Genomic DNA, 22,606 nt, shown 5'->3' on the forward strand with positions numbered 1-22,606 from the left:
AGAGACGCGATTAATCGCGTCTCTACAATTAATATGAATTGTCTTGCTCCCTCTGCACCCTAGCCCTAACTATACTGCCGACATTCCGGGGCTGCTGGGTTGTCTTTACAGTATTTTTGAAAAGACAGCTTGGCTGATTCCATACTTTCGGCTTTTTGATGGGCTGCTTCTGCTTGGAGTTCTTCTACTTCATCCCAAGCGGCGGCGCAAGCTTTGGAATAGGCTCCTTGTTCGGTACAAATAGCACGAGCTGATGCGATCGCTTTTTGAATTCTTTCTTCTAGCACTAGGCTTGTAGGAGCTTCAACAAAGTCGCTTTTTGTCAAAATATCGGTAATAGAAACAATCCCTAACAGCTTACCTTTAATCACAGGTGCCCTACGAATACCAGTATTAGCAAATAACCGCGCTACATATTCCACACCCAACTCAGGATTCACGACAATGCAAGGCTTGCTCATGATTTCGTAAATCCGTATTTGCTTGGGGTCTTTACCGTAAGCTGTTACTTTATAGACAATATCTGTTTCTGTGACTATGCCATAGGCATCATGCTCGTGACGACGATCCACAACCAAAGCACGCAATCCTTTCTCCTTCATTAGTCCCACCGCTTCAGCAACAGTTGCTGAACCACGGATGGTGACTACATTTTTGGTCATGATATCTTCAGCTTTCATCATTGCCGGAGTCTCCTGGTAAATAGTACTATGCAATGCGAGAACAAGGCTGGCAATGCCTTTATCGTCATATCGAACAGAGCAACGCACATTTGAGTAACTAGAAAGTAGCTACAACCATAAACTTAGACCAGGTTTTAATTTCTGATGATATCTAAAGTAACCATCGCGGATAAACAGCTATTTCATTACATCAGGAAAACCTTATTGAATAAAGTAAATCGGGAAAAGTAAATTTTTTACAAATAATTCTCTATCGCCCATGACTCATGAAGATTGAGCAGTTAGGATGAAATCAAACTGAAAATTTATTTGCTATCTTTTCTCAAAATTCACGCTTAAGCAATATCTATTATCGGAAATTACCTAAATTATTACCGCCTCTCAGTAAATTCTCCATAGCTAAACTTATGTCAAATCAACATTATCCCCCTGCATACTTACGTTACCTGAAAGCCAGACTCTTGAATTTAGGAAGGCCGAGTTTTTGGGTAACAGCAATTTTGTTATCTGTGTTTGGGTTGGTTGGTTGGGAATATCTCTCCGATCCAGATATGTTGACACAAAAGCCAAATCCTGATGCTGATGTCTCCAAGGTAGGTGAATCTTCACTGTCAACTGAAGATAGAGCTGCGATCGCTGATGTTGATAATTTTCCCGCCTTGACTCAAGACTTAGGACGAGTCACTGTAGTAGCACCATTAATTCTCCCGGAAGAGAATCGCAACAATCAAAACAACCAAAACTTATTTGATGATGTTGTTAGTAAAAAACCTGCTGTTAGCAATGTTTCTCAATCTGATGCTAACAGGGAAATCTTTGATACCAAATCCACTTTGACAGAAAATAACCCCTTTGTTGTCCAAGCAGATAATTTATTGCGCTCTGGTTATAGTCATAGTCCATTATCAGGCGCTAAATCTTTCACTAATTCTGCAAAAGAAATTGACGCAAATGCTTCAGCTAATAACTCAGGATTAGCATTAGCAACCCAAGCTAAAATTAATCGCGATTCTGTAAATATCAGCCCATTAGCAGATGCGATTAATAAATCACAGTATCAAAATAATTCTAATTTTCCAGTTTCTCAAACTGTAAATATTATGGGGAGTAATTCAGAAGCTGGTGTAAAATTAATCAATCAAAACTCAACTAGCCAAACAAATATTATGGGTAATGCGGCATACAATGCAGTAAATAATGGAGCCAAATTACCATCACCTAATAGCTTACCTATTCAGACTTTACCCAATAACAATAACTTAAATCCGGGAATAATTTATAATCAACCAACTGCAACTAACCTCAGCCAAAATTCTTATCCCAACTTTAATAGTAGTCAGCCATTAATCAATGGAACACCAACAACAACAGCAGTAACACCAGCTGTTACCTCTGCTACGAGCAATAATATTTCGCCCTATTCTCCGCCAAGTTCTATACCAGGTGTTGTCAATACTACAAATCCCATAATGTATGGTAATTATGGCGTACAGCAACCTACTCAATTACCCCAATCGCGAATTTCTCTACCTCGCCCAACACCAGCGCCTTATGGTGGCGTTCAGATTAATGGTTACACCTATCCTTAGAGATATTTAAATTGGATATTTTGCAATTAGTTTGTCAAAAGTCAAAAGTCCAGAGTCAAAGGCTGACTTGGACTTTTGACGATATTCGATCTAAAGCTATAAAAGCTGATGTATTTACGGCAATTGCAAATCATTAAGTAATGAGAATATAATTTATTCTTATTAGGGTAAATTTTACCCATGATTATGACTTTTTAATTAATTAGCGTTTAATTTGCTTAGGAAAATTTGCAACTAATAAAGATTGTTCTAATTCACCTTGTTCATTATGAAATTTCATTTCACCTTGTTCGTTACATATCCATACTTCTATAGCTTTAGCTTCTAAATATAATTTTTGTTTAAATTCCATTTCTTCCAAACTGTTACCACTTGATTTAAGTTCTATACAAATTTCTGGTGCAATTGAGGCTGACACTTCATCTTCAATTTGAGCAAATCGTTCCTCAGAACACCACACAACATCAGCAACTTTCACCCCATCGGATGTGTCTATGGCACATTCTGGCATCACTTCTCCTGTATCTACTAAAGATTCTAATAAACGTTGGATTCTCCCTTGGTAAAAAGAATGTTTAATTTTTACGGGACTCATAACAATTTGACCCCATTTATTTAATTCGATTTTGAAGGGTAAATCCTGTAAATTTTTATTGACACAAACTTCTTCCCATTTCATAATTAATATTTGCTGAGAGTAAAAGAAAGATTGATTTAATTTTAACGTGATTTCGACAGCGATCGCACTTTCATCCACAATTACAAAAAGGCGATCGCACTTGATGATGTATGAAATGGGAAAGCGATCGCACTTGATCGTGTATGACAAAAAAGCGATCGCACTCTGGGTAGTTAGAAAGGCGATCAACCATTACCTCTGTTTACGCCCAGAGGATAGTTTCAGGTTCCCACCATTGTGCATCAGCCTTTCTGTACACTAAGTAGTTTGGAATCCAGCGGCCATCCTTAAGTGTGGCCTCTATACGTCCTTCGTATTTCCCTCCTCCTAGATTAAATCTCTTTCCAACTTCATCAAACTCATCAAGTTTCCAAGGTCTTTGCCCCATTTTATCTAGTTTAAACAAACTGCTAACACTATCTTTTCTTGTCAGCATAGAAGCAAATAGATCTAGACCATTTCCATGATTATCAATTGGGTTATTGTAACCAAAACCAATTGTAAAAGCATCATCGGTCGTAGTAGTTCGTCCAGAGTTGCCAAATGAACTGGTATAGAATCCCCATGACCACTGAGAATGAGCACTAAAGTTGACAGACTCTGAATCATAACCTCCAAGTCCCAAAGTTTTACTTGCTGGATCAAAAACAAGCAATCGATTGACACCGCCGGAAATTCGCTCTGCTATTTCAGCACTAACATAAGCACCTAAACTATGACCTGCCAAGTTAATGTTAGAGCTACTAATTCCCCAATTACTTAGTTTATTTGCTGCCCAGCTAGCAGCAGTTTCAATCCATGACCCTCCAATGTTTGGATTAATGTAACTTTTTGCTGCTTGTGACCAATCTAGGGCAAAAACTTGATCGCCATCTTCATAACCATCAATTGCAGACGCTAAATACTTGATATCAGTAGAATTTGGATCGTTATCCATTCCATGAATAACTAACCATGTTTTCTTGTTTGAACTCACAGGATCAGAGTAGTTATTGTCAACCCTATTAAAGCTAATTGAATGCTGTAGTGTTTGTCCAAAAACATTGGTTCCAAAGATAGTTCCTTTATATGGATCATCTGTTGTAACCTCAAACTTTATATTTGCGCCACTACCCCGTTCATAATAATCAACTATAACATCATAGTACGCACCTTCCGAGTAAAAACCATTAGTGTATTTTGTTACCTGATCAAACCACTTATCTATGATTGCCTGATTACCAATACGAACTCTCACACCATCATCCGAAGTAGTTTGAATTTGGTTCCATCCTTTAGCAAAATAGCGTTGAGTTGTGAATCGGGCAGAGAAATTATCAGCTGAAACTAGGGAATGCGGAGAACCGTTACCCCAGTCACGCGAGAAGTTTTGACTGCCACTGCCCCAATCTTGAACAATTACGGGTGTTCCTGTAAGATTAATGTTATTGAAAAACTCAGCTTTCCAGTTTCCAATAGGTACATTTGTAAGCGCTTTAGTTGCAAAGTTTAAAGCCGCACCACCACCACGTTCATAGTAGTCAATTTCGACATTAAATTTGCCACCATTTCCAGCATCAAAAATTCCTGTATTCACTACAAATGGCTGATCGACAAGGCGATCAATAATCGTTTGTCCGTTGATTCGCACTCTTATACCATCGTCAGACTGAACACGAATCTCTTGACGACCTGCACCAAAAGATACTTGTCCAAATATCCGTGCGGAGAAGTTATCAGTGGACACCCAATTTGAAGGTGAACCATTTCCCCAATTACGGTCAAAGCCTGTATTAGTACGACCAAAGCTTTCGGCAAAAACCGGACTACCAGTTCTATCAGTGTTGTTAAAATACTGGGCTACCCAAAACTGCGATCGCGCCTCGTTACTTCCAGATATACTCTCGTAGACTTGCCGCAATGTCCAATCTCGCGCCAAGGCATCTGTATAACTTTGCAAACCACCTGGATCGGCATCACGTAGTAAAATCTTGCGGTAGGCTGTGTTAACTTTGTCTCTGCCTTCTGCACTTTTAGCAAATTCAGAGCGCACTTGGGAGAGTGTCATACCAGATGCCATCTGTCGTACCCAGTATTGCAAGCCACTGGAATCTGCTTCACGACCGAAAATATCAATATACAGTTGGCGAATTGACCCTTCGTTGTTTGAATAACGAGTATTGAAACCAACGAACAAATTTGTTAAATCACCATGCATTGCTCCATCATCAGCTTGCCAACGCTTAGTAAATGAACCATCTGAGTTAGAGGTGTAAGTCTCCAGCATTCGATTATTATCCGTGGCAAAGCTTCCTCTTTCTTGACGCAAGAAATCTGCTCTGCCATTACCATCGAAATCGTCGAGAAATAATTTAGTTAAATCACCATGCATTGCGCCATCATGCATAGCAGAACGGCTGGTAAAGGAACCATCACCATTGGAGATGAAAGTTTCTAACATCCAGGCATTATCAGTCGCAAATGCACCTTTTTCTTGCCTTAAAAAATCTGTTTTGCCATCGCCATTAAAGTCTCCCATAAACAGATTGGTGAGATCCCCATGCATATTATTAGAATTGGAGATTTCCCAAGCTTTTCTGAAGGAACCATCACCAGTGGATAGATAAGTTTCAAACATGCGGTAGTTATCCGTGGCAAAGCTACCTTTTTCTTGCCTGATAAAGTCCGATTTGCCATCGCCGTTGAAATCACCAATAAACAAATTGGTTAAATCACCATGCATTGCGCCATCATGCATAGCAGAACGGCTGGTAAAGGAACCATCACCATTGGAGATGAAAGTTTCTAACATCCAGGCATTATCAGTCGCAAATGCACCTTTTTCTTGCCTTAAAAAATCTGTTTTGCCATCGCCATTAAAGTCTCCCATAAACAGATTGGTGAGATCCCCATGCATATTATTAGAATTGGAGATTTCCCAAGCTTTTCTGAAGGAACCATCACCATTGGAGAGATAGGTTTCAAACATGCGGTAGTTATCCGTGGCAAAGCTACCTTTTTCTTGCCTGATAAAGTCCGATTTGCCATCGCCGTTGAAGTCAACCTTGGTTCCCAAAACAATTTCTTTTTTGTTGTTAAGAGATAGAGTGCTACTTTCTAAGTGAATGAATTTAGCAGTGTTAAAAGCGTTTGTGCCTGGATTAATAGTGCGAGAATTGAATTTACCATCGCCGTAGTTCCAGTTGAACTCAGAGATTACGAAAGATCCATTACTATTCACACGTTCTACAAAAGAGACATGTCCAACAGTACCTGCACCACCTTGATTAGCATCCCATACTACAAAACTATTGGCTCTAGCTTCTTTACTCCAAGAGCCTGCTTGCTCGTCCCATTGCCCCGCATTACCCCGAATTTTTGCTCCAACGCCACTATTTGGATTGATTAAGCCTTTCTCTAAAGCACGTCCATAGGCAAATTCTGTACACTGATCGAGCACACCATATCTGAATACATTACCGCCTGCTTGTGCGTAAGAATTAGAGTTTAAATTGATGCCAAAATCTGAAGGAGAGGCAAGTTCAACAGATACTGATTGTCCGTTAATTGTGAAAACAGAAGAGTCGTCCTCAGCTTTCAATGCGATGAGTTCTGCCTCATTGAATATTTTCCCTTGAACCTGCCCTGCTAATATCTCACCTTCATCGCCAGGGGAGTCAACAGCATTCGCGTAAGCATCTAAAAAGTGTCCTTTTTCTTCGACAATAATTTTGCCTATAGCGATTGGGTTATCTGCATTTTCTGTCAGAAAACTACTGTTAATGTAAATAGTGTTTGTACTTTTAGCATATGCACCTAATGCACCATTCATCTGGGCATTAGAGAGAAATTGCACATCTGGCAATACACCATAGTTTCCACCCAATATCTCTGCACCTAATGCTTCTGCTTTATTAATATCAAAAGATTCTCCGAAAGCAATCTCAGCTACTTCAGCAAAGTTAGTTTTAAAAATACTTCCAGCAGCGTAAACTAATGCGTTAGTTGGGTTAATTTCGTTTTGCCACGCTTGGATGAGAGTCTCGCCTGCTAACGATAAAAGTTGCTGTGAACTAAATCCTTGCCAATCAGCTTGTAAAGGATTAAGCGAATTATTATCTAAGTCTGGAAACGAAGAATTGATGTTAAATTCAGGATTGTCAAACATAGTTAACCTGATTCAGAATATTGAAAACTAACAGAAATGCTGAAACATTAAACTTGCCAAAATCAATCTATGACTAAGTATTTCATACTTCATTTAAAGCATGATTTAGCAAAGTTTAAACGCAATTAAATTTGCTGATATATTTATTAACTACATCATGACAAGTTAAGCTGAAGTGTAGTTATAGCGTGATTACCTAAATTGCGATGAATTTAATGTGAGTGAGGTCAGTCGAAAAAGGTATAAAAAACTGAAATTAGATGAAAAATAGATAAAAACCGCTTCGGGAAGACAAAAAAGTAAATTATCTAGTAAGCTTTCGGCTATTGTGTTCTACTTGCGATCGCAAATACAACCTTTGATTGCAAATTTACATCATCTCAACCTGTGGAAATTACTTAAGAAGAATTCATCTGCATAATGCGGGAGTTATTGGGATTTGTCTGCAAAACCTGATTTTCAGCGATCGCGCTTTCATCCACAACCAAAAAAGAGCGATGCCTGCGGCGGGCTGCACCAACGCACTTTGGGTAGTAAAAAAGGCGATCCCAATTGAATATGTATGAGAATGGATTTGCGATCGCACTCTGGGTATTGAAAAAGGCGATCGCGCTTGGTTATGTATGAGGGTGGATTGGCGATCGCTTCTAAAACTACCGCGCCATTTGCAGAAGTTACAAATTAGTGTCTTACTAGACGGATATAGCGATGAGGGTTGTTTACGGTATAGTTAACGATGCGGTGAAATGTTCCATCAGTTGTAATACCATCACCATCTTTATCGCCGTCAAAATCCTGGTTGTAGTGAGATTCTGACAAGTATACTCGCCCATTTTCAACTTTTTCAACAATTGCAACGTGATTTTGCCCATTGAGATAATACTGAGCTACATCCCCAAGCTGAGGAGTTTCATTACTTCCTAAGAAAGTTCTTGCGCCATTATAGAGAACTCCTCCCCATTGGTTCGCATTACGTTGTCCAGGTGGCAGCAGTATATCTTCTGGTGTAAAACCTAATTCTTTTAGACGACCATATGCATACCATGTACAATTGCCCTCTCTTGCGTAAATTAATGCTTGGGTTGGATCGGTATGGTTTGACCATGCTTGGATTAAAGTCTCACCTGCTAATGACAAAAGTTGCTGTGAATCCAAGCCTAGTCTATTCTGTGGAAAAATATTAAGTGAATTATTATCTAGAGAATTTAAAGTATTATTCAATTTTGTTAATGAGGAGTCAATGTGATTTTGGGAGTTTTCAAACATAGTTAAATGATTTCCAATTATTAAAGTTTACAGAGATTGCTGACAATGTAATTTTTAATCACAACGAAGATAACTAGGTCGGCGCAATTAAAGACAACTGACGTACCCCTCTGGGGAAGTAAGCTATGCGTAGCGTCTGCGACAGGAGAGGTCTTTCATTGGTAATTGCTAAGGGTTTCAAGCATGTTTACGTTGCGCAATATAGTTTGGTTTATTCCAGCAGACTTACTTATGTTGAAGAATATTGTAATGACTTGATTTCTTCACGAAAATACTAAAGTCATGAATACAAAACCATCTAATTGACAAGCAGAATACTATGAGGGCAATATTGTATTTGCTCCCTATAAATAAAGCATTTTTTTGTTAATAAAACAGTAATTAACTGGAGAATTAATAACTATCTGTGCAATTTAAGTTTCAAAGAAAGTTCAATTGTCAGCTTTAGCCAATCAAGCTGACAATTGAATTAACTTTGCATAAATAATTATTAAATACATCATGACAAACCACGCTTAAGCAAGCCTATAGCGTGATTACCTAAGTTTTTATAAATTTAACGTGAATTTGGACGAATTAACAGCAGAATGAGTCTGCAGCTATTACCAGTTAGCATAATCATTAATCTGTGAGGCCGTCGGCAGTAAAGTAGTTTCTCCTGCATCGGCAAGGATAATATTTTGTGTAATTTTATACCATGGTTATAGTATGCATTTTATGGCAATCCTATTTGATATATCAACAAAAAGGACTAGGAAGACAAATATATTCTAGAGGGTATGGCATTGCCATCTAAGCATTCTTTTTTTTAATTGGTATAAGCTGTTGCGCTCTAATTAACTGAGTAGCGAAAAAATTACCCCTCTGCTGACTCAGGGGGTAACTATTGCTACATCTATTATTAAATAGATATACAGTGAAATTAGCTAATGCGGTTTTCTGGAAGAGGAATATTGATTTATTCGTCAATTTGCCAAGAATCTTTGGTAAATTCTTCATCCAGGATTTTCTTAGGACGCAAGATGATAATTACTTTACCTAATAAGGGGATTTCAGCTGCAGTGTCAAACCATTGAATATCAAGTTCGCCAGAGTTATCGACAACAAAGTAACTAGAAGCATCCCATTGACGTTGGGCACGATCTACAATTACCAAAACTTTTTCTAATTTAGTCTGTTGGGTTTGGTTGGGTAGGCGATCGCTATTTGCGACAATTACTACTGGGTCTTCTGCACTTAAAAGTACTTGCCAACCTGGTAATGGTACCCAAGCTTGCTCCCCTGTAAATTTAACCATACGGAATGGTTCAATTTCAGTGACCAAAGGCACAGCTTTTAAAGCATCTGGTGTTAATGGTAACTCCCCAGCTACGGGAACAATCCGGGGTAATTCGTCTTCCGATTCCAGGCGGTAAAAGGGTAAAAGTGGTGCTGGTCGTTTTGGCGCGACTGAAAAATCTGTCAGTAATTGTTCTATTTGTTTCCTGGCTGTTTGCGTATGGGCGAAGCGTAACCCTTTAGCAATTAAGCGCGATCGCTCTTGTAAATCTGAGTTTTGCTTGGCGAGTTTCCATGCATGATATGCTACAGCATCTCCTGGATGGTCGGAAAATCCTTCCGGGAAAGTCCGGAACCGGGAATACTCTTTAATCGCTTTGGCGACTTCTCGCGCCTCATCCATGTCTAGCTTATGCTGAAAAGTCAAATCCGCCGCCGCCGCTCGTTCTTCATGGGTGAGCAAGCGTAACTCATATAAAATATCACTGCCGCGTGTAGCATAATGCGATCGCGTCGCTTCTGACGCGCCACCTGTTTCTAAAGAACTGTAAACTTGAGAACCAACAACCACCTGATTTTGTTGAATCGGCTCAAATCCAGTAGCTTCAAAAATATCTTGAGGATTGTAACCTGTTTTTTGTAAATGAGCGATCGCTTGACCCCATTCCACCCAGTTACCTTGCTTTTGCCGTAACTTCCGCAGCAACTCTTGGGCGGTATCTGAATCAGCGTTGTGAGGATTTTGAGCGTTGGGTGGTAGGTCAGTCATACGTCAAAAATTAATACCTGATAGGCAAGTCTTATTCTATCGGAAAACAGCCAGTAAAGCCCGATGATGGTTGACTGTTGACGGTTGACGGTTGACTGTTGTACGGGCGGGTTCACAAATATCCGCACCGATCAACGATAATTCTCAATCAACCCGCCCCTACTGACTGTTATCCAATGCCGAATGCCCAATGCCCAATGCCCCATACCCTGTTCCCTATTATTAATCTACATCCGCAAATTTGCGCAAGGCTGGTTATTTATTTATCGAATAAACTTGGTATGGAATATAACAAGATAGTAAATATTTAAAGGCATTTAAGGTATTTATGGATAATGCAGGTCTGGAATTTAATACAGAACGTCGTCAATTAAGAACTTTAGAAAGACCGAAAAAACTCAAAATTCTGGTGGTTGATGATGAACCAGATAATCTAGATTTGCTCTATCGTACCTTTCGCCGCGATTTTCAAGTTCTCAAAGCAGATAGTGGCATGAATGCCTTGCAAATGTTGGCTGCTGAAGGCGAAGTAGCGGTGATCATCTCCGATCAACGGATGCCGGAAATGAAAGGTACGGAATTTCTCAGCAAGACAGTACCTCAGTTTCCCGATACAGTCAGAATCATCTTGACTGGCTTTACAGATATTGAAGATTTGGTAGAAGCAATTAACGCTGGGCAAGTTTACAAGTATATTACTAAACCTTGGGACCCTGGAGAACTCAAGGCTGTAGTCCAAAGGGCTGCGGAAACCTACGATTTACTCAAGCAACGTACAGAAGAACTACGCTGTGCTAATGCTCAAATGGCCCTGCTGACGGTGTTGGTAGAGGTAACCCAAGCAGCTAATAGTTTAGAAGAAACTCTCAAACCAATTGCTACAGCTTTTAGTAAAAGTTTTGGCGCTGATGCTTGTATTCTGCAACTAGTTGAGGGTAATAATCTCAGTGCGGTTCAGGGAGATTACGGTAACGGTAGTACTGTAGAAAACTGGTTAGCCGTAGATTCTCTGGTGAGCGAGGCGATCACTACGGGAAAAGTACAATTATGCTTAAATGTACTGAAAGACCCAAAATTATCTGGTGTAGACCATTACCAAAAATCTGGTATTCAAGCACACTTAGTTATACCCATTAGTTACCGTAACAAAGTTATGGGCTTGTTGTCTCTCCAGTGGAAACAACCACATACTTTGCGCGATGATGAACTTAAGCTAATTCATTTATCAGGCCAATTAGTTGCGATCGCTCTTACTAGCAGTCATTGCGCTTAATCAAAAATTAGTAGGGGCGGGTTACGCTTAGACCAATTTGAAAAAAGAATGGGACAGATGGTAGGGGCATGGTATTACCATGCCCTATAGAATATATTGATGTGCCGCCAAGATTATTTAAATTGGTATGACAGGGGAACGCTAAATGCTACGCTACGGAAGGCGGCGCTTCATGCGTCTACAGGCGTTTGCCAGTCGGAAAACCGGATAAACGCACTGGCTCCTGTTGATTGTTGATTTTTGACTCATGACTCACGAAATTCGCGCTATTTTTGATCGTATTGCTCCTGTTTACGACCAGTTGAATGATTGGTTGAGTTTGGGACAGCACCGAATTTGGAAGGAAATGGCAATTAAATGGAGTCACCCTCAGCCTGGCGATACTTTTCTTGATTTGTGCTGCGGGAGTGGGGATATTACCTTAGGTTTAGCTAGGCGTGTAGGCGCGACAGGACATGTATATGGCGTAGATTTCTCCGCTAACCTCCTGAAAATGGCTCAAGAACGTTCCCAGGGAAACTATCCTTATCAATCAACTATTACTTGGGTTGAAGCCGATGTTCTGAATTTACCCTTTGACAGCAATCAATTTGATGGGGCGACAATGGGCTATGGTTTAAGAAATGTTAAGGATATTCCTCGCAGTCTCCAAGAGTTGTACCGAGTTCTCAAACCGAGTGCGAAAGCTGCGATTTTAGATTTCCATCGCCCAGAAAATCAGCAATTGCGATCGTTCCAACAGTGGTATTTAGATAATGTTGTGGTACCAATTGCAACTCAGTTGGGCGTGAAAGAAGAATATGCCTACATCAGCCCCAGTTTAGACCGCTTCCCTGGGGGCAAAGAGCAGGTAGAATTAGCTTATGAAGTTGGTTTTGCTTCCGCCACACACTACCCCATCGCGAACGGTATGATGGGAGTGCTGGTAGTCAGTAAATAAAATCCAAAATTGGTAATTCCAAAACTCTGTGGATTGGTCTCATCTATGGCTTTACCTATCACCCCCGGTGATAGGTGGTATTATTGGCTATTTCACAAATGATATAGCCATCAAAATGTTATTTCGTCCTTACCGAGCATTTTATATCGGTAAGCAAAGAGTGCCCTTTACCCCTGGTTTGATTCCCCGCAATCAGGAACGGTTGGCGCTAAAAATTTCTAATACAATCATGGGGTCACTTTTAACCCCAGAAGAATTGCAAAATCTGGCCCGCCGTTTGTTGCAAACAGAACGGGTACAAGGGGCAATTTTATGGTTGTTAAAACTAGCTCTCGACCAAGTTAATTCTGAGGAAAAAAATTACAAAAGCGCCAAAATTGTTGGTAATATTCTCCGTGATTTATTGGGAGAATCTTTACCAAGACTCCTCAAGGTTTTAGCAAGGCGGGAAGACTTTTTAGAAGTACAGCTAAATCAAATTTTTGACCAAGTACTCTTAGAATTTCAACTGAGTGAAGAACAGTCTACAAGGTTGGCGGATTGGCTATTAGAAGTAGTCTTACCGCCAGATGTCCTGCGACAAACTATCATTGACTTTTTAACCGATCGCACAATTCAAACTATTGATGAAAGCTTTCGCGAAAAGACTAGCGGTACTTATTGGGTAGTGGCGAATTTATTCGGTTTACGCAATACTCTGGCTAGATTGAGAGCTTTTTGCTTGGATGAAAAAGAAGCAACCAATGAGCGCTTAGAGGAATTAATTAAAGAATTGCGAATGCGCGATCGCATCAAAAAATTATTGCAAAATTTATCATTGCAAAATTTACCTGTAGGTACAGTCAGACAACTGCGCAAAACCACCAGAGAAAGCGTCCGTCATTACCTGCAAACAAGCGGGAGCGATTTGTTACAAGGATTATCTGATTCGGTGGACTGGGAAAATATTGCTTCTGTGTTACTTAATCGTCTGAGTACTTCGCCTGTAGTTAGCAGTTCTTTAGAAGTTGTCAGTCAAGAATTAGCTTTAGTTTTAGAGCGATATTTAGAGAAAGATTTAGAAGCAATTGTTTCTCAGATAATTCCGATTTTGTCTATAGATCAGGTAATTGTAGATAGAGTCAAATCAACTTCACCTGCTGATTTAGAAGCAGCAATTGAAGGAATTGTCAAAAATGAATTACAAGCAATTGTGACTTTAGGTGGTGTTTTAGGCGTGATTGTCGGTTTAGGTCAAACTGTGTTTTTATTCTTGAATCAATAGTTATATAGACTGCTTTTGTAACGGTTTTTAACTTAATATTTAACTCAAAATGTTGGCTAAATCCAGCACAAATCCAGGTAAGACATTTTCACCTGATAAACTGGTAGGCGATGTCTCCGACGGGCTACGCCTACGCAAAATCTCCACTTCCTGTCCAGGGCGGTAAATTTCTACACATTGATTCTGCGGATCTATCAGCCAACCTAAACGCACGCCGTTGTCAATATATTCCTGCATTTTCCGTCGCAGTGTTTCTAGGCTATCGGTAGCCGAACGTAATTCTGCGACAAAATCTGGAGCTATTGGTAAAAACTTCGCTGGATCTGGGTTTAAGGCTGTTAATCTCTCCCGATTTACCCAAGATGCATCAGGAGAACGATTTGCACCATTAGGGAGTTTAAAACCTGTAGAAGAGTCAAAAGTTAAACCTGTACCATCAGCATCAGCCCAATTACCTAAGCGCTGTGTCAGTCTGCTGTTACGATTTCCGCTTTCCCATCCTGTTGGTGGCATAATAATTAGTTCTCCCTCAGCTGTCCGTTCAAGACGCAAATCTCGATTATTTTGACAGATTTGGAAGAACTGCTCATCAGTTAGCTCGATAGTAGGGCGTAAGTTGAGAATTAGGTCATTCATCATCTGTGACGCATTTAAATTGAATATTTTGCACTCAGGTTGTCAAAAGTCCAGAGTCTAGATTGCCCAATCTACCTTTTTCTATGACTTACCTGACTTAAATTTAGGATAAGCGATGCGTTTGTGATGGAATTGTTGCCAAACCTCTACAAATATTTCTGCAATTTGGCTAACTTCTTCCTTTGTCAATCCCGAATCTACTAGTTGATTGTCTTGCCATCTTGCCCGCAAGATATTATTTAACATATTTAAGGCTTGTTCTGGAGATGCATCTTTGAGCGATCGCAACGCTGCTTCACAAGAATCTGCCAACATCACAATTGCTGTCTCTCGCGATTGGGGAATGGGGCCGTCGTAGCGAAAATCATCGTCGTTTACTTTTATACTTGGGTCTTCCTTAGCCATTTGCTGGGCTTGATGGTGGAAATAAGCAATCAGCATTGTTCCCTGGTGTTCGGGGATAAATGCCTGAATTGCCGTAGGTAAAAGATGTTGCTGCGCCATCGCTAACCCTTCGCTGACATGCTTTTTGATAATCTCTGCACTCTTCCAGGGGTCTTTAATTTCTGTTTCATGCTTATTCGGCCCGCCCATTTGGTTCTCAATAAAACCAAGGGGGTCGTGCATTTTACCGATATCGTGGTAAAGCGTACCAGCTCTGACTAGTTCCACATCGCATTTCAGGTGTTTAGCCGCAGTTTCCGCTAAGGTGGCGACAAATAGAGTATGTTGAAAGGTTCCCGGTGCTTCTGTGGCTAGTTTCTTTAATAAGGGACGATTAGGATTAGCTAATTCGGCTAACCGAATCGGGGTAACTAAATCAAAGATTTTTTCTAAATAAGGACTCAAGCCTAAAGCTACAATACTCCACCCCAAGCCCCATAAAGCAAATAAGCCGGAACTTTGCAGGATGACATACCAAGAAGTTTGACTATCTAACAACAGCGATAAAATTAAGTAAATACCCCCTTGGGTGGAAGCGATCGCTAAACTTAATAAAGCTAATTCTTCACGCGATCGCAGTCGTTTCGCCATTAAACTACCAACAATTCCCCCAGCTGCACCAGCTACCAGCGCAATTTTACTAATTTCCAGGCTCACGGGTAGCACTAGTAAGGTTAGCCCGACAACTGTGACGCCTAAAGCCGGGCCATAAAAGCTGCCTATTAGTAAACCTACCGCACTCCAGGTAGTATTTGACATCCCAAAACCGATCAGCTTCGGAGTAGCGATCGCGATCGTTCCCGGTATACTCAGGGTTAGGAGCAAGACTAAAATGCGATCGCGTTGGCGTAATTTATTCCCCAGTCGTCGTTCTATACCGACAAAAATACCAATTCCTGTGGTAACAATCCCTGTTAATTTAATTAACTCTGCCCAGTTAGTCTGGCGCTCAATTAATTGATAATGTTCTAAAACTTGGATATGCCGCAGCTTGATTTTTTCTCCTTTCTTGACAATTGGCTCATCCTGTTTAACCTCAACCATGATGTCTTTAACCCCATTAGCTGCTTTTTGTGCTTGCTCTTGGGTTTTCGCATCATCTTTCTTCAAATTTGGTTCCAGCACAGTTAACAACAATTTGCTAACCAAAGGTTGAGCGGCTGATGGTTCTAATGTGTCAACTTGTAAATTCACCGTATTCTTTAAAGCGTTCTCTGGTAATCCATAGGGGATACCTTGAGCGAGAATGCGTTGAGAAATATCGCGGATTAATTTTCTGGTTCTTGCCCAATCTTGATCTGATAACTCTAAAAAAATATGTTCTTTATATATCGCTAATGAACTACCAACTGCTAACATGGCTAATTTAGCTTTAGCTAATTGGTATTGTTTCCTAATTTGGGAGATTTGAGCAATCAGTGCAGCATATTTTTGTTCGGAATTTGTGACTCGGTAAATTTCTAATTCTGTCACTGCTTGAAATGAGTCCGCATTAGGAGAAATCTTCACTGGCTTTTTCTCCAGTTGTGCGGATGGGGCTAATCTCGATTTGCTGGAACTAGGTGTAGCGGTAGATAATTTCCCTGGTATGTTTAATGGCTTACTCGGTTCTGGTGTGGTCAACGAGCTACTATTTTGGTTGAGTGGTAATAATCCCAATGTCTGTTTTTGAGATTTTTCTAAGGAGAGTAAGATATTTTTCCACTCTGACTCATTACAAGCGCGGAGATAACTTTGGCTAGCAACAGATAAATCTATACTTTCCATGAACGGAAAAGATCCCGCCGTAGCCCGAATTTCATCGCCCAGATCTAGAATTTGTTGCAAATTTTGCTCGATTTTGGCATTAATTTGGCTATCAACCATTAAAACAGGCCAGAATTTTTTGCGCGCCGCTTGGCGTCGGGCTTCTGTTTCTACCGGATCTACAATCTTGGCTGTATATGGGGCTTTAATTGTCTCTGGTGCAATATTTCCTTCTTTTAAGTTAGGTTGATTATATAATTTATGGCCAATTACACCTGTGAGCGAGACAACTGCGATCGCTAAAATCATTGTCGAACGATTTTCATGTACCCAGCTAAACCCAACTGTATTTAATTGACTGGGAGATGTCGCTGATTTGGCGATTATTTTCCGTGTTATTGCTGATTTTCGGCGATTTTTACCAGGTATTGATACATAAATCTGGATATTCTTCACCAAAGTTTTTTGCCAGTCGTCCAAGCAGTTTTGGCTGCTTTGCAGCACTTGTTTTTGACGATGCTTGTACTGTTGTCGCCAAAGATTTAATTGCTTGTTCAAAGAGTTAAAAAATCGCTGATATTTCATTCCCTCTGCCTATAGTTGCTTACTTTGATAAGCTCAAAACAAGACAAACCTAAGGGAAGCCCAAGCAGGAGCAACCCAAGTCGCTCAGAACTTCGGAGGTGGGGTTTGCTTGTAGCTGGTGAGCCACAGTACCTACCTACAGAGTCAGGTTAAGAGTTTCTTTGGAAATTGTAGTATAAAGAACTACTAAATTTTGTATCTGTCAATTGCGAAAGCAAATGGCATGTTGGTGTCGCGTCTACAATATTGCTCAGTATAAATAGCATTAACGCGACCGAATGACACGCGGAGCGGCAAAAACCCAGAGAGGAGACAATGGTTGACTCTGTAAATTAGGGTTATCATCAATGTTTTGGGAAATTGGTGACCATAAAGGTAATGGTAGTTCTTCCTCAGTTGAGAAATCTCCCTGTGTGCCTAACTGCTCTGAATGCAAGGCATGATTATACAACCCTGACCAAACAGCCACAAGTGCATCAGCTAATTTCACCATTTCAGCAAAATTGCTTAGTCTCCATGTTGCTAAATCAGCTTGCGAGTATAAGATCTGCCAACCTAAAGGAATACCCGCAATGCTATTATAGGCCCCTGATAAAGCACCAGTAATTGCACTTATATTATGTAAGTGTAAACGCCAATTGTCTTGTTGCCAAATATTACTTTGTTGATGAGCTAATAAAACAGCTAAACGGTAGTCTTCTAAGGTACTGAGAAAGCAGTAAAACGCCATAGCAATACCTTGAGTCAGTTTTTCTTGTTTACTTAACTCAGCTTGAACCTGTTGTAAACTTGCTCCTTGTTCTAACAAAGTATGAACTTTGCTTAATTGCTGTGGTAAAGATGTTGAAGTTTCCCCAATAAAGGCAATAATTTCGGGAATAAGGCTAGGGGGATGAAGTTTTTCTGTGAGGATTTGCGCGATCGCATATCCTACAGCTAAGGTTCCATCACGAATGATTGGGTTATCTTCCCAGATTTGTAACACATGCAGCAAGTTTTGGCGCAATTTTTGCGGGGTTTCATGAAAAAAAAGTGCTACTGGTAAGGTAGCCAGTATCACTTTCATAGAAGGATAATTATTAGTAGATGCTGGTTGTTGTAGATATTGCCAATCATCTAAATCTAATTTGCCTAGTTTAATTAAACTTTTAGTACCTATAACTGCTATCTCATCGAGGTCATAGCTGTGGGAGGATGTTCGATCCTGACTCGATGCTAATTTTTGCCCAATTAAAGCCCCAAGTAAAGTCCCGCGAAATCGACTAACAACAGAGTAGCGCATACATCAAAGATAATTCTTATGAAGCTAGTCTCTCACGCAAAAATCTCTCAGCCAAGCATGAATCAATTCAAAATTCAAAATAAAAATCTCTCTTAAGAGTCAATGGTCAATGGTCAATGGTCAACAGTCAATAGTCAGTAGGGGCGGGTTTTGTGAGATATTCACACAGAAAACAGATATGTCGGTGAAACCCGCCCGTACAGAAGTCAACAGTCAACCGTCAACCGTCAACAATTATTCATACTTTATCTTTCCGCAAATGATGTACTAAAGCCTGTAAACCTAATATGTAACTTTGGACGCCAAAGCCACTAATTTGCCCAATTGCTATCGGTGCTATATAAGAATGATGTCGAAATTCTTCCCGACGATATATGTTACTTAAATGTACTTCTACTGTAGGTAAATTAACACCCGCGATCGCATCTCGCAAAGCCACACTAGTATGCGTGTAAGCCCCAGCGTTAATTAAAATCCCCTGATATGTTCCTGGGGCTTCATGAATAGTATCAACCAAAACGCCTTCATGATTTGACTGCACAGGAAAAACACTCACCTGTAGTTTTTGTCCTTCTGCGGCTAGCAGGTGGTTAATTTCCGCCAGTGTCAATGAACCGTATATTCCCGGTTCTCGCTTTCCTAGCAAATTTAAGTTTGGCCCGTGCAGCACTAAAATACTCAAAGGCTGCAACGTCAAATCCGGCACTTTTTATCTCTTAACGACGACGCGAACGCTCATTTACAGGAATCGGTATAAGTTCTGGTTCCGGCTCTGCTTCTGGCCCGAGTAGGGCTTCAATCAGCTTTCGCGCCAATTCTTTCAGCTTTTCCAGTACCTTTTCTATATAGTCCATTGAAATGACTGCTCCTGAGATACTACCTCAATTTTGATTCACAGCTACGCAGAAACTGGCGTACTTTGGCACCTCTGGTTTGTGATGGAGGCGATCGCAATCTTTAATGTCGGGAGTGACCCACTCTATCAAATGTTGTGTTGTGATCTGCCTTACTTCTTAGAGTATCACATTCTGATAATCATACGGCTATGAAACCATCGCTTTGCTTGATGTCCTTTATTAGTCAAAATTTGACAATTTCTGAACTGTTGACTATTGACTATTGACTATTGACTGTTGACTATTGACCATTGACTATTGACTCTTAAGAAAGTTGTTTCATCCTGGGTAAATTATTTCCTAATCAGGACTTTTATCCTGATTAGGTTAGGTATGGAGGAAAACCAATGTCACAGACTACTAATCTTCAGCACTACTTTTTTTACTAGCAGTCTTGGTAGCAGTCTTAGAAGTTGACTTAGAAGTTGACTTAGAAGTTGTCTTAGATTTAGAAGTTGTAGATTTAGTTGATTTGCGCGTTGATTTTGCTGATGCTGCTTTACCTGCTAATAATTGTAAAGCTTTCTCCAATGTCATGCTTTCCACAGATTCACCTTCAGGAATGCTGACATTTGTTTTACCGTTCTTAATATAAGGGCCGTAGGGGCCATCATAGATATTCACTGGGGTTTCATCTTCGGGATGGTTACCCAATTCGCGCACAGCTGCTTTCGATTTGCTGGTAGTGGAACTGCGGCCTTTTTTCGGTTCTGCTAACAACTCTAACGCCCTTTCTAAAGAAACTGTTAAGACATTATCAGCAGCTTTCAGAGAACGGTAATCTTTGCCTTCTTTGCCTTGGTCGTGGACAATGTAAGGGCCGAAGCGTCCTAAACTCGCTTGAATTCTCCCGCCTGTTTCCGGATGAACGCCTAATGTCCGGGGTAAAGCTAAAAGCCCAACAGCGATGTCTAGGGTGACGGTTTCTGGGGTCACTCCTTTGGGTAAGGAAGCTTGTTTAGGTTTGGGATTTTCATCTGTCTTGTCGCCTAATTGGACGTAAGGGCCGTAAGCGCCAATTTTCACATAAATTGGTTCGCCTGTGTCGGGATGGCGACCGAGTTGGTCAGGCCCGGAAGTTTTTTGTCGCAGCAGCACCTCTACCTGTTTGGGGTCAAGGTCAGCTGGGGTGAGGTCTTTGGGAATGGAAGCCGTAACTACACCTTCACCGTTTTCGACTTCGATGTAAGGGCCATATTTACCAATGCGGACTTTAGCTGGTAGGTTTTCTAGTTCTACTGTCCTGGCTTTCTTTTCATCAATTTGTGGTTCTCTTTCCTTGACTAGAGTTTCTAAACCTTTGTCTCCCAAATAAAATTCCTTGAGGTAGGGTAGCCATTTAGCTTCCCCGGTGGCGATGTCATCGAGGGTTTGCTCCATTTTGGAGGTAAAGCTGGGATCGACAACATCCGGGAAGTGTTTCTCTAACAGGTCAGTTACCGCAAAGGCTGTAAAAGTGGGAACCAGAGCATTATTAACTAATTGGGCATATCCTTTATCAATAATTGTGCCAATAATACTGGCGTAGGTACTCGGACGACCAATTCCTTCACTTTCTAAGGTTTTGACGAGAGTAGCTTCGCTGTACCTAGCTGGCGGTTGGGTTTCGTGACTAATTGCTTCGATTTCTCGACAATCGGGGCGATCGCCTATTTTTAAACTAGGTAAAATTACTTCCTGGTCTTCTAACGCAGCTTCGGGATCGTCGGAACCTTCAACGTAGGCGCGTAAATAGCCAGGAAAGTCAATCCGCTTTCCGGAAGCGCGGAAACCAGCGTCTTCAACTTGTAACTGGACGGTGATTTGAGTTTGGCGAGAGTCAGCCATTTGACAAGCGACGGTACGCTTCCAAATTAAATCGTAAACAGCCAATTCCCGACCGCCTAAACCGGTTTCTTGGGGCGTGCGGAAGGTGCTACCTGCTGGACGAATAGCTTCGTGGGCTTCTTGCGCGCCTTTGGATTTGGTGGTGTATTGGCGCGGTTGGGGGCTGAGATATTCCTTACCATAGCGTTGTTCTACACAACTGCGTGCAGCTGCGATCGCTTGCTCAGATAAATGCACCGAATCTGTCCGCATGTAGGTAATGTAGCCTTGCTCGTACAAATTCTGCGCAATCCGCATCGTATCTCTGGCTGAGAGACGCAATTTCCGGTTAGATTCCTGTTGCAATGTCGAGGTGGTAAACGGTGGCGCTGGTTTGCGGGTCACAGGACGTTCTTCGACCTCGCTGACATTCCAGGTTTTATCTGCGAGCCGTTCTTTGAGTGCAGCTGCATCGGCTTCACTCAGCAACACCACATTGCGTCCAGCCGCAATTTGTCCGGTATTTGGGTCAAAATCGCTGCCATTAGCAACTTTCTTGCCACCTAAGTTCACCAACTGGGCAGTAAATGGCGATTTTTGTTGCTCTAGGTATGCCTTTAAATCCCAGTAAGTCCCTTCACGGAAAGCGCGGCGTTGGCGTTCCTTGGTAACCAACAGCCTCACCGCTACAGATTGTACCCGCCCAGCCGATAATCCCCAGGCAATTTTTTTCCACAGCAAGGGAGACAGGGTATAACCTACCAAGCGATCCAAAATTCGGCGGGTTTCTTGGGCGCGAACCAACTGCTCATCGATATTTCGGCAGTTTTTCAACGCTTTTTTAATCGCGTCTTGGGTAATTTCATGAAACACCATCCGCTTAGTCGGGACTTTGGGCTTGAGCAACTGGTATAAATGCCAACTGATGCTCTCACCTTCCCGGTCTTCGTCAGTTGCTAGAATTAACTCATCAGCCTCTTTCAGCGCATCTTTGAGTTGGGTAACAACTTTCTTTTTGTCTTTCGGGACAACATACACCGGTTCAAAGTCGGCGTCTACATTTACCCCCAACTGCGCCCATTTTTCTGCTTTGACAGAGGTGGGAATTTCGCTAGCTGACTGGGGTAAGTCACGTACATGACCCATAGACGCTTCCACCCGAAAGCCTGATGGTAGGTAGTTGCGAATGGTACGAGCTTTGGTCGGAGATTCGACGATGACGAGAGTTGACATGGAAATTTAAAAAAAAAGAATAGCCGTTCAGCTAAACAGAAAAATTTAAATGATTTCGGCGAGATGTGACAATAATACGTCGCGCTTTTG

At 41.1% G+C, this 22,606-nt stretch carries 15 protein-coding genes; 4 read left to right on the forward strand and 11 right to left on the reverse strand.

Annotated elements, in window-relative coordinates:
• Window positions 1-65 precede the first annotated feature (65 nt).
• Window positions 66-683 carry a CP12 domain-containing protein gene (locus H6G08_RS10940; RefSeq protein ID WP_190541642.1) on the reverse strand — a complete coding sequence of 206 codons (618 nt, stop codon included), beginning with the start codon at window positions 681-683 and terminating at the stop codon, window positions 66-68.
• 407 nt (window positions 684-1,090) lie between these two features.
• On the opposite strand from H6G08_RS10940, the gene H6G08_RS10945 reads away from it, so the two are divergent.
• The gene (locus H6G08_RS10945; RefSeq protein WP_190541647.1) at window positions 1,091-2,272 is read left to right on the forward strand and encodes a hypothetical protein; all 1,182 of its coding nucleotides are present in this window, start codon (window positions 1,091-1,093) and stop codon (window positions 2,270-2,272) included.
• A 202-nt stretch (window positions 2,273-2,474) separates the two neighbouring features.
• On the opposite strand, the gene H6G08_RS10950 is transcribed toward H6G08_RS10945, so the two are convergent.
• The 4 genes from H6G08_RS10950 to H6G08_RS10965 form a co-directional block, all read right to left on the reverse strand.
• Complete coding sequence (locus H6G08_RS10950; protein ID WP_242046125.1) at window positions 2,475-3,140, reverse strand: Uma2 family endonuclease; 666 nt, start codon at window positions 3,138-3,140, stop codon at window positions 2,475-2,477.
• 13 nt (window positions 3,141-3,153) lie between these two features.
• On the reverse strand, window positions 3,154-7,098 hold the full coding sequence (locus tag H6G08_RS10955; RefSeq protein ID WP_190541649.1) for an FG-GAP-like repeat-containing protein: 3,945 nt from the start codon (window positions 7,096-7,098) through the stop codon (window positions 3,154-3,156).
• A 681-nt stretch (window positions 7,099-7,779) separates the two neighbouring features.
• Window positions 7,780-8,364, reverse strand: a complete 585-nt coding sequence (locus tag H6G08_RS10960; RefSeq protein ID WP_190541653.1) for a CHAP domain-containing protein — start codon at window positions 8,362-8,364, stop codon at window positions 7,780-7,782.
• A gap of 958 nt (window positions 8,365-9,322) precedes the next feature.
• Window positions 9,323-10,411 (reverse strand): RuBisCO accumulation factor 1, encoded by a 1,089-nt coding sequence (locus H6G08_RS10965; RefSeq protein WP_190541656.1) that lies wholly within the window; start codon window positions 10,409-10,411, stop codon window positions 9,323-9,325.
• Between the two features lie 328 nt (window positions 10,412-10,739).
• On the opposite strand from H6G08_RS10965, the gene H6G08_RS10970 reads away from it, so the two are divergent.
• The 3 genes from H6G08_RS10970 (at window position 10,740) to H6G08_RS10980 (ending at window position 13,888) form a co-directional block, all read left to right on the forward strand.
• Window positions 10,740-11,684 carry a response regulator gene (locus tag H6G08_RS10970; protein WP_190541659.1) on the forward strand — a complete coding sequence of 315 codons (945 nt, stop codon included), beginning with the start codon at window positions 10,740-10,742 and terminating at the stop codon, window positions 11,682-11,684.
• Between the two features lie 247 nt (window positions 11,685-11,931).
• Entirely contained in the window at window positions 11,932-12,624 is a 693-nt protein-coding gene (gene ubiE / locus H6G08_RS10975; RefSeq protein ID WP_190541662.1) for a bifunctional demethylmenaquinone methyltransferase/2-methoxy-6-polyprenyl-1,4-benzoquinol methylase UbiE, read from the forward strand.
• A gap of 28 nt (window positions 12,625-12,652) precedes the next feature.
• Window positions 12,653-13,888 carry a DUF445 domain-containing protein gene (locus tag H6G08_RS10980; protein ID WP_190541665.1) on the forward strand — a complete coding sequence of 412 codons (1,236 nt, stop codon included), beginning with the start codon at window positions 12,653-12,655 and terminating at the stop codon, window positions 13,886-13,888.
• 39 nt (window positions 13,889-13,927) lie between these two features.
• On the opposite strand, the gene H6G08_RS10985 is transcribed toward H6G08_RS10980, so the two are convergent.
• The 6 genes from H6G08_RS10985 to topA form a co-directional block, all read right to left on the reverse strand.
• Complete coding sequence (locus tag H6G08_RS10985; protein ID WP_190541789.1) at window positions 13,928-14,524, reverse strand: Uma2 family endonuclease; 597 nt, start codon at window positions 14,522-14,524, stop codon at window positions 13,928-13,930.
• Between the two features lie 81 nt (window positions 14,525-14,605).
• The gene (locus H6G08_RS10990; protein ID WP_190541668.1) at window positions 14,606-17,299 is read right to left on the reverse strand and encodes an HD family phosphohydrolase; all 2,694 of its coding nucleotides are present in this window, start codon (window positions 17,297-17,299) and stop codon (window positions 14,606-14,608) included.
• 265 nt (window positions 17,300-17,564) lie between these two features.
• Window positions 17,565-18,581, reverse strand: a complete 1,017-nt coding sequence (locus H6G08_RS10995; RefSeq protein WP_190541671.1) for an ADP-ribosylglycohydrolase family protein — start codon at window positions 18,579-18,581, stop codon at window positions 17,565-17,567.
• Between the two features lie 238 nt (window positions 18,582-18,819).
• On the reverse strand, window positions 18,820-19,287 hold the full coding sequence (gene aroQ, locus H6G08_RS11000; RefSeq protein ID WP_313941805.1) for a type II 3-dehydroquinate dehydratase: 468 nt from the start codon (window positions 19,285-19,287) through the stop codon (window positions 18,820-18,822).
• Window positions 19,288-19,297: 10 nt separating this feature from the next.
• Window positions 19,298-19,435, reverse strand: coding sequence for a hypothetical protein (locus tag H6G08_RS11005; RefSeq protein WP_015140586.1), 138 nt, complete (start codon window positions 19,433-19,435; stop codon window positions 19,298-19,300).
• A 402-nt stretch (window positions 19,436-19,837) separates the two neighbouring features.
• Window positions 19,838-22,516, reverse strand: coding sequence for a type I DNA topoisomerase (gene topA / locus H6G08_RS11010; RefSeq protein WP_190541674.1), 2,679 nt, complete (start codon window positions 22,514-22,516; stop codon window positions 19,838-19,840).
• Window positions 22,517-22,606: the final 90 nt, after the last annotated feature.

This window comes from Calothrix anomala FACHB-343 (assembly GCF_014696435.1).
In the GTDB taxonomy this organism is placed as follows: domain Bacteria; phylum Cyanobacteriota; class Cyanobacteriia; order Cyanobacteriales; family Nostocaceae; genus Aulosira; species Aulosira anomala_A.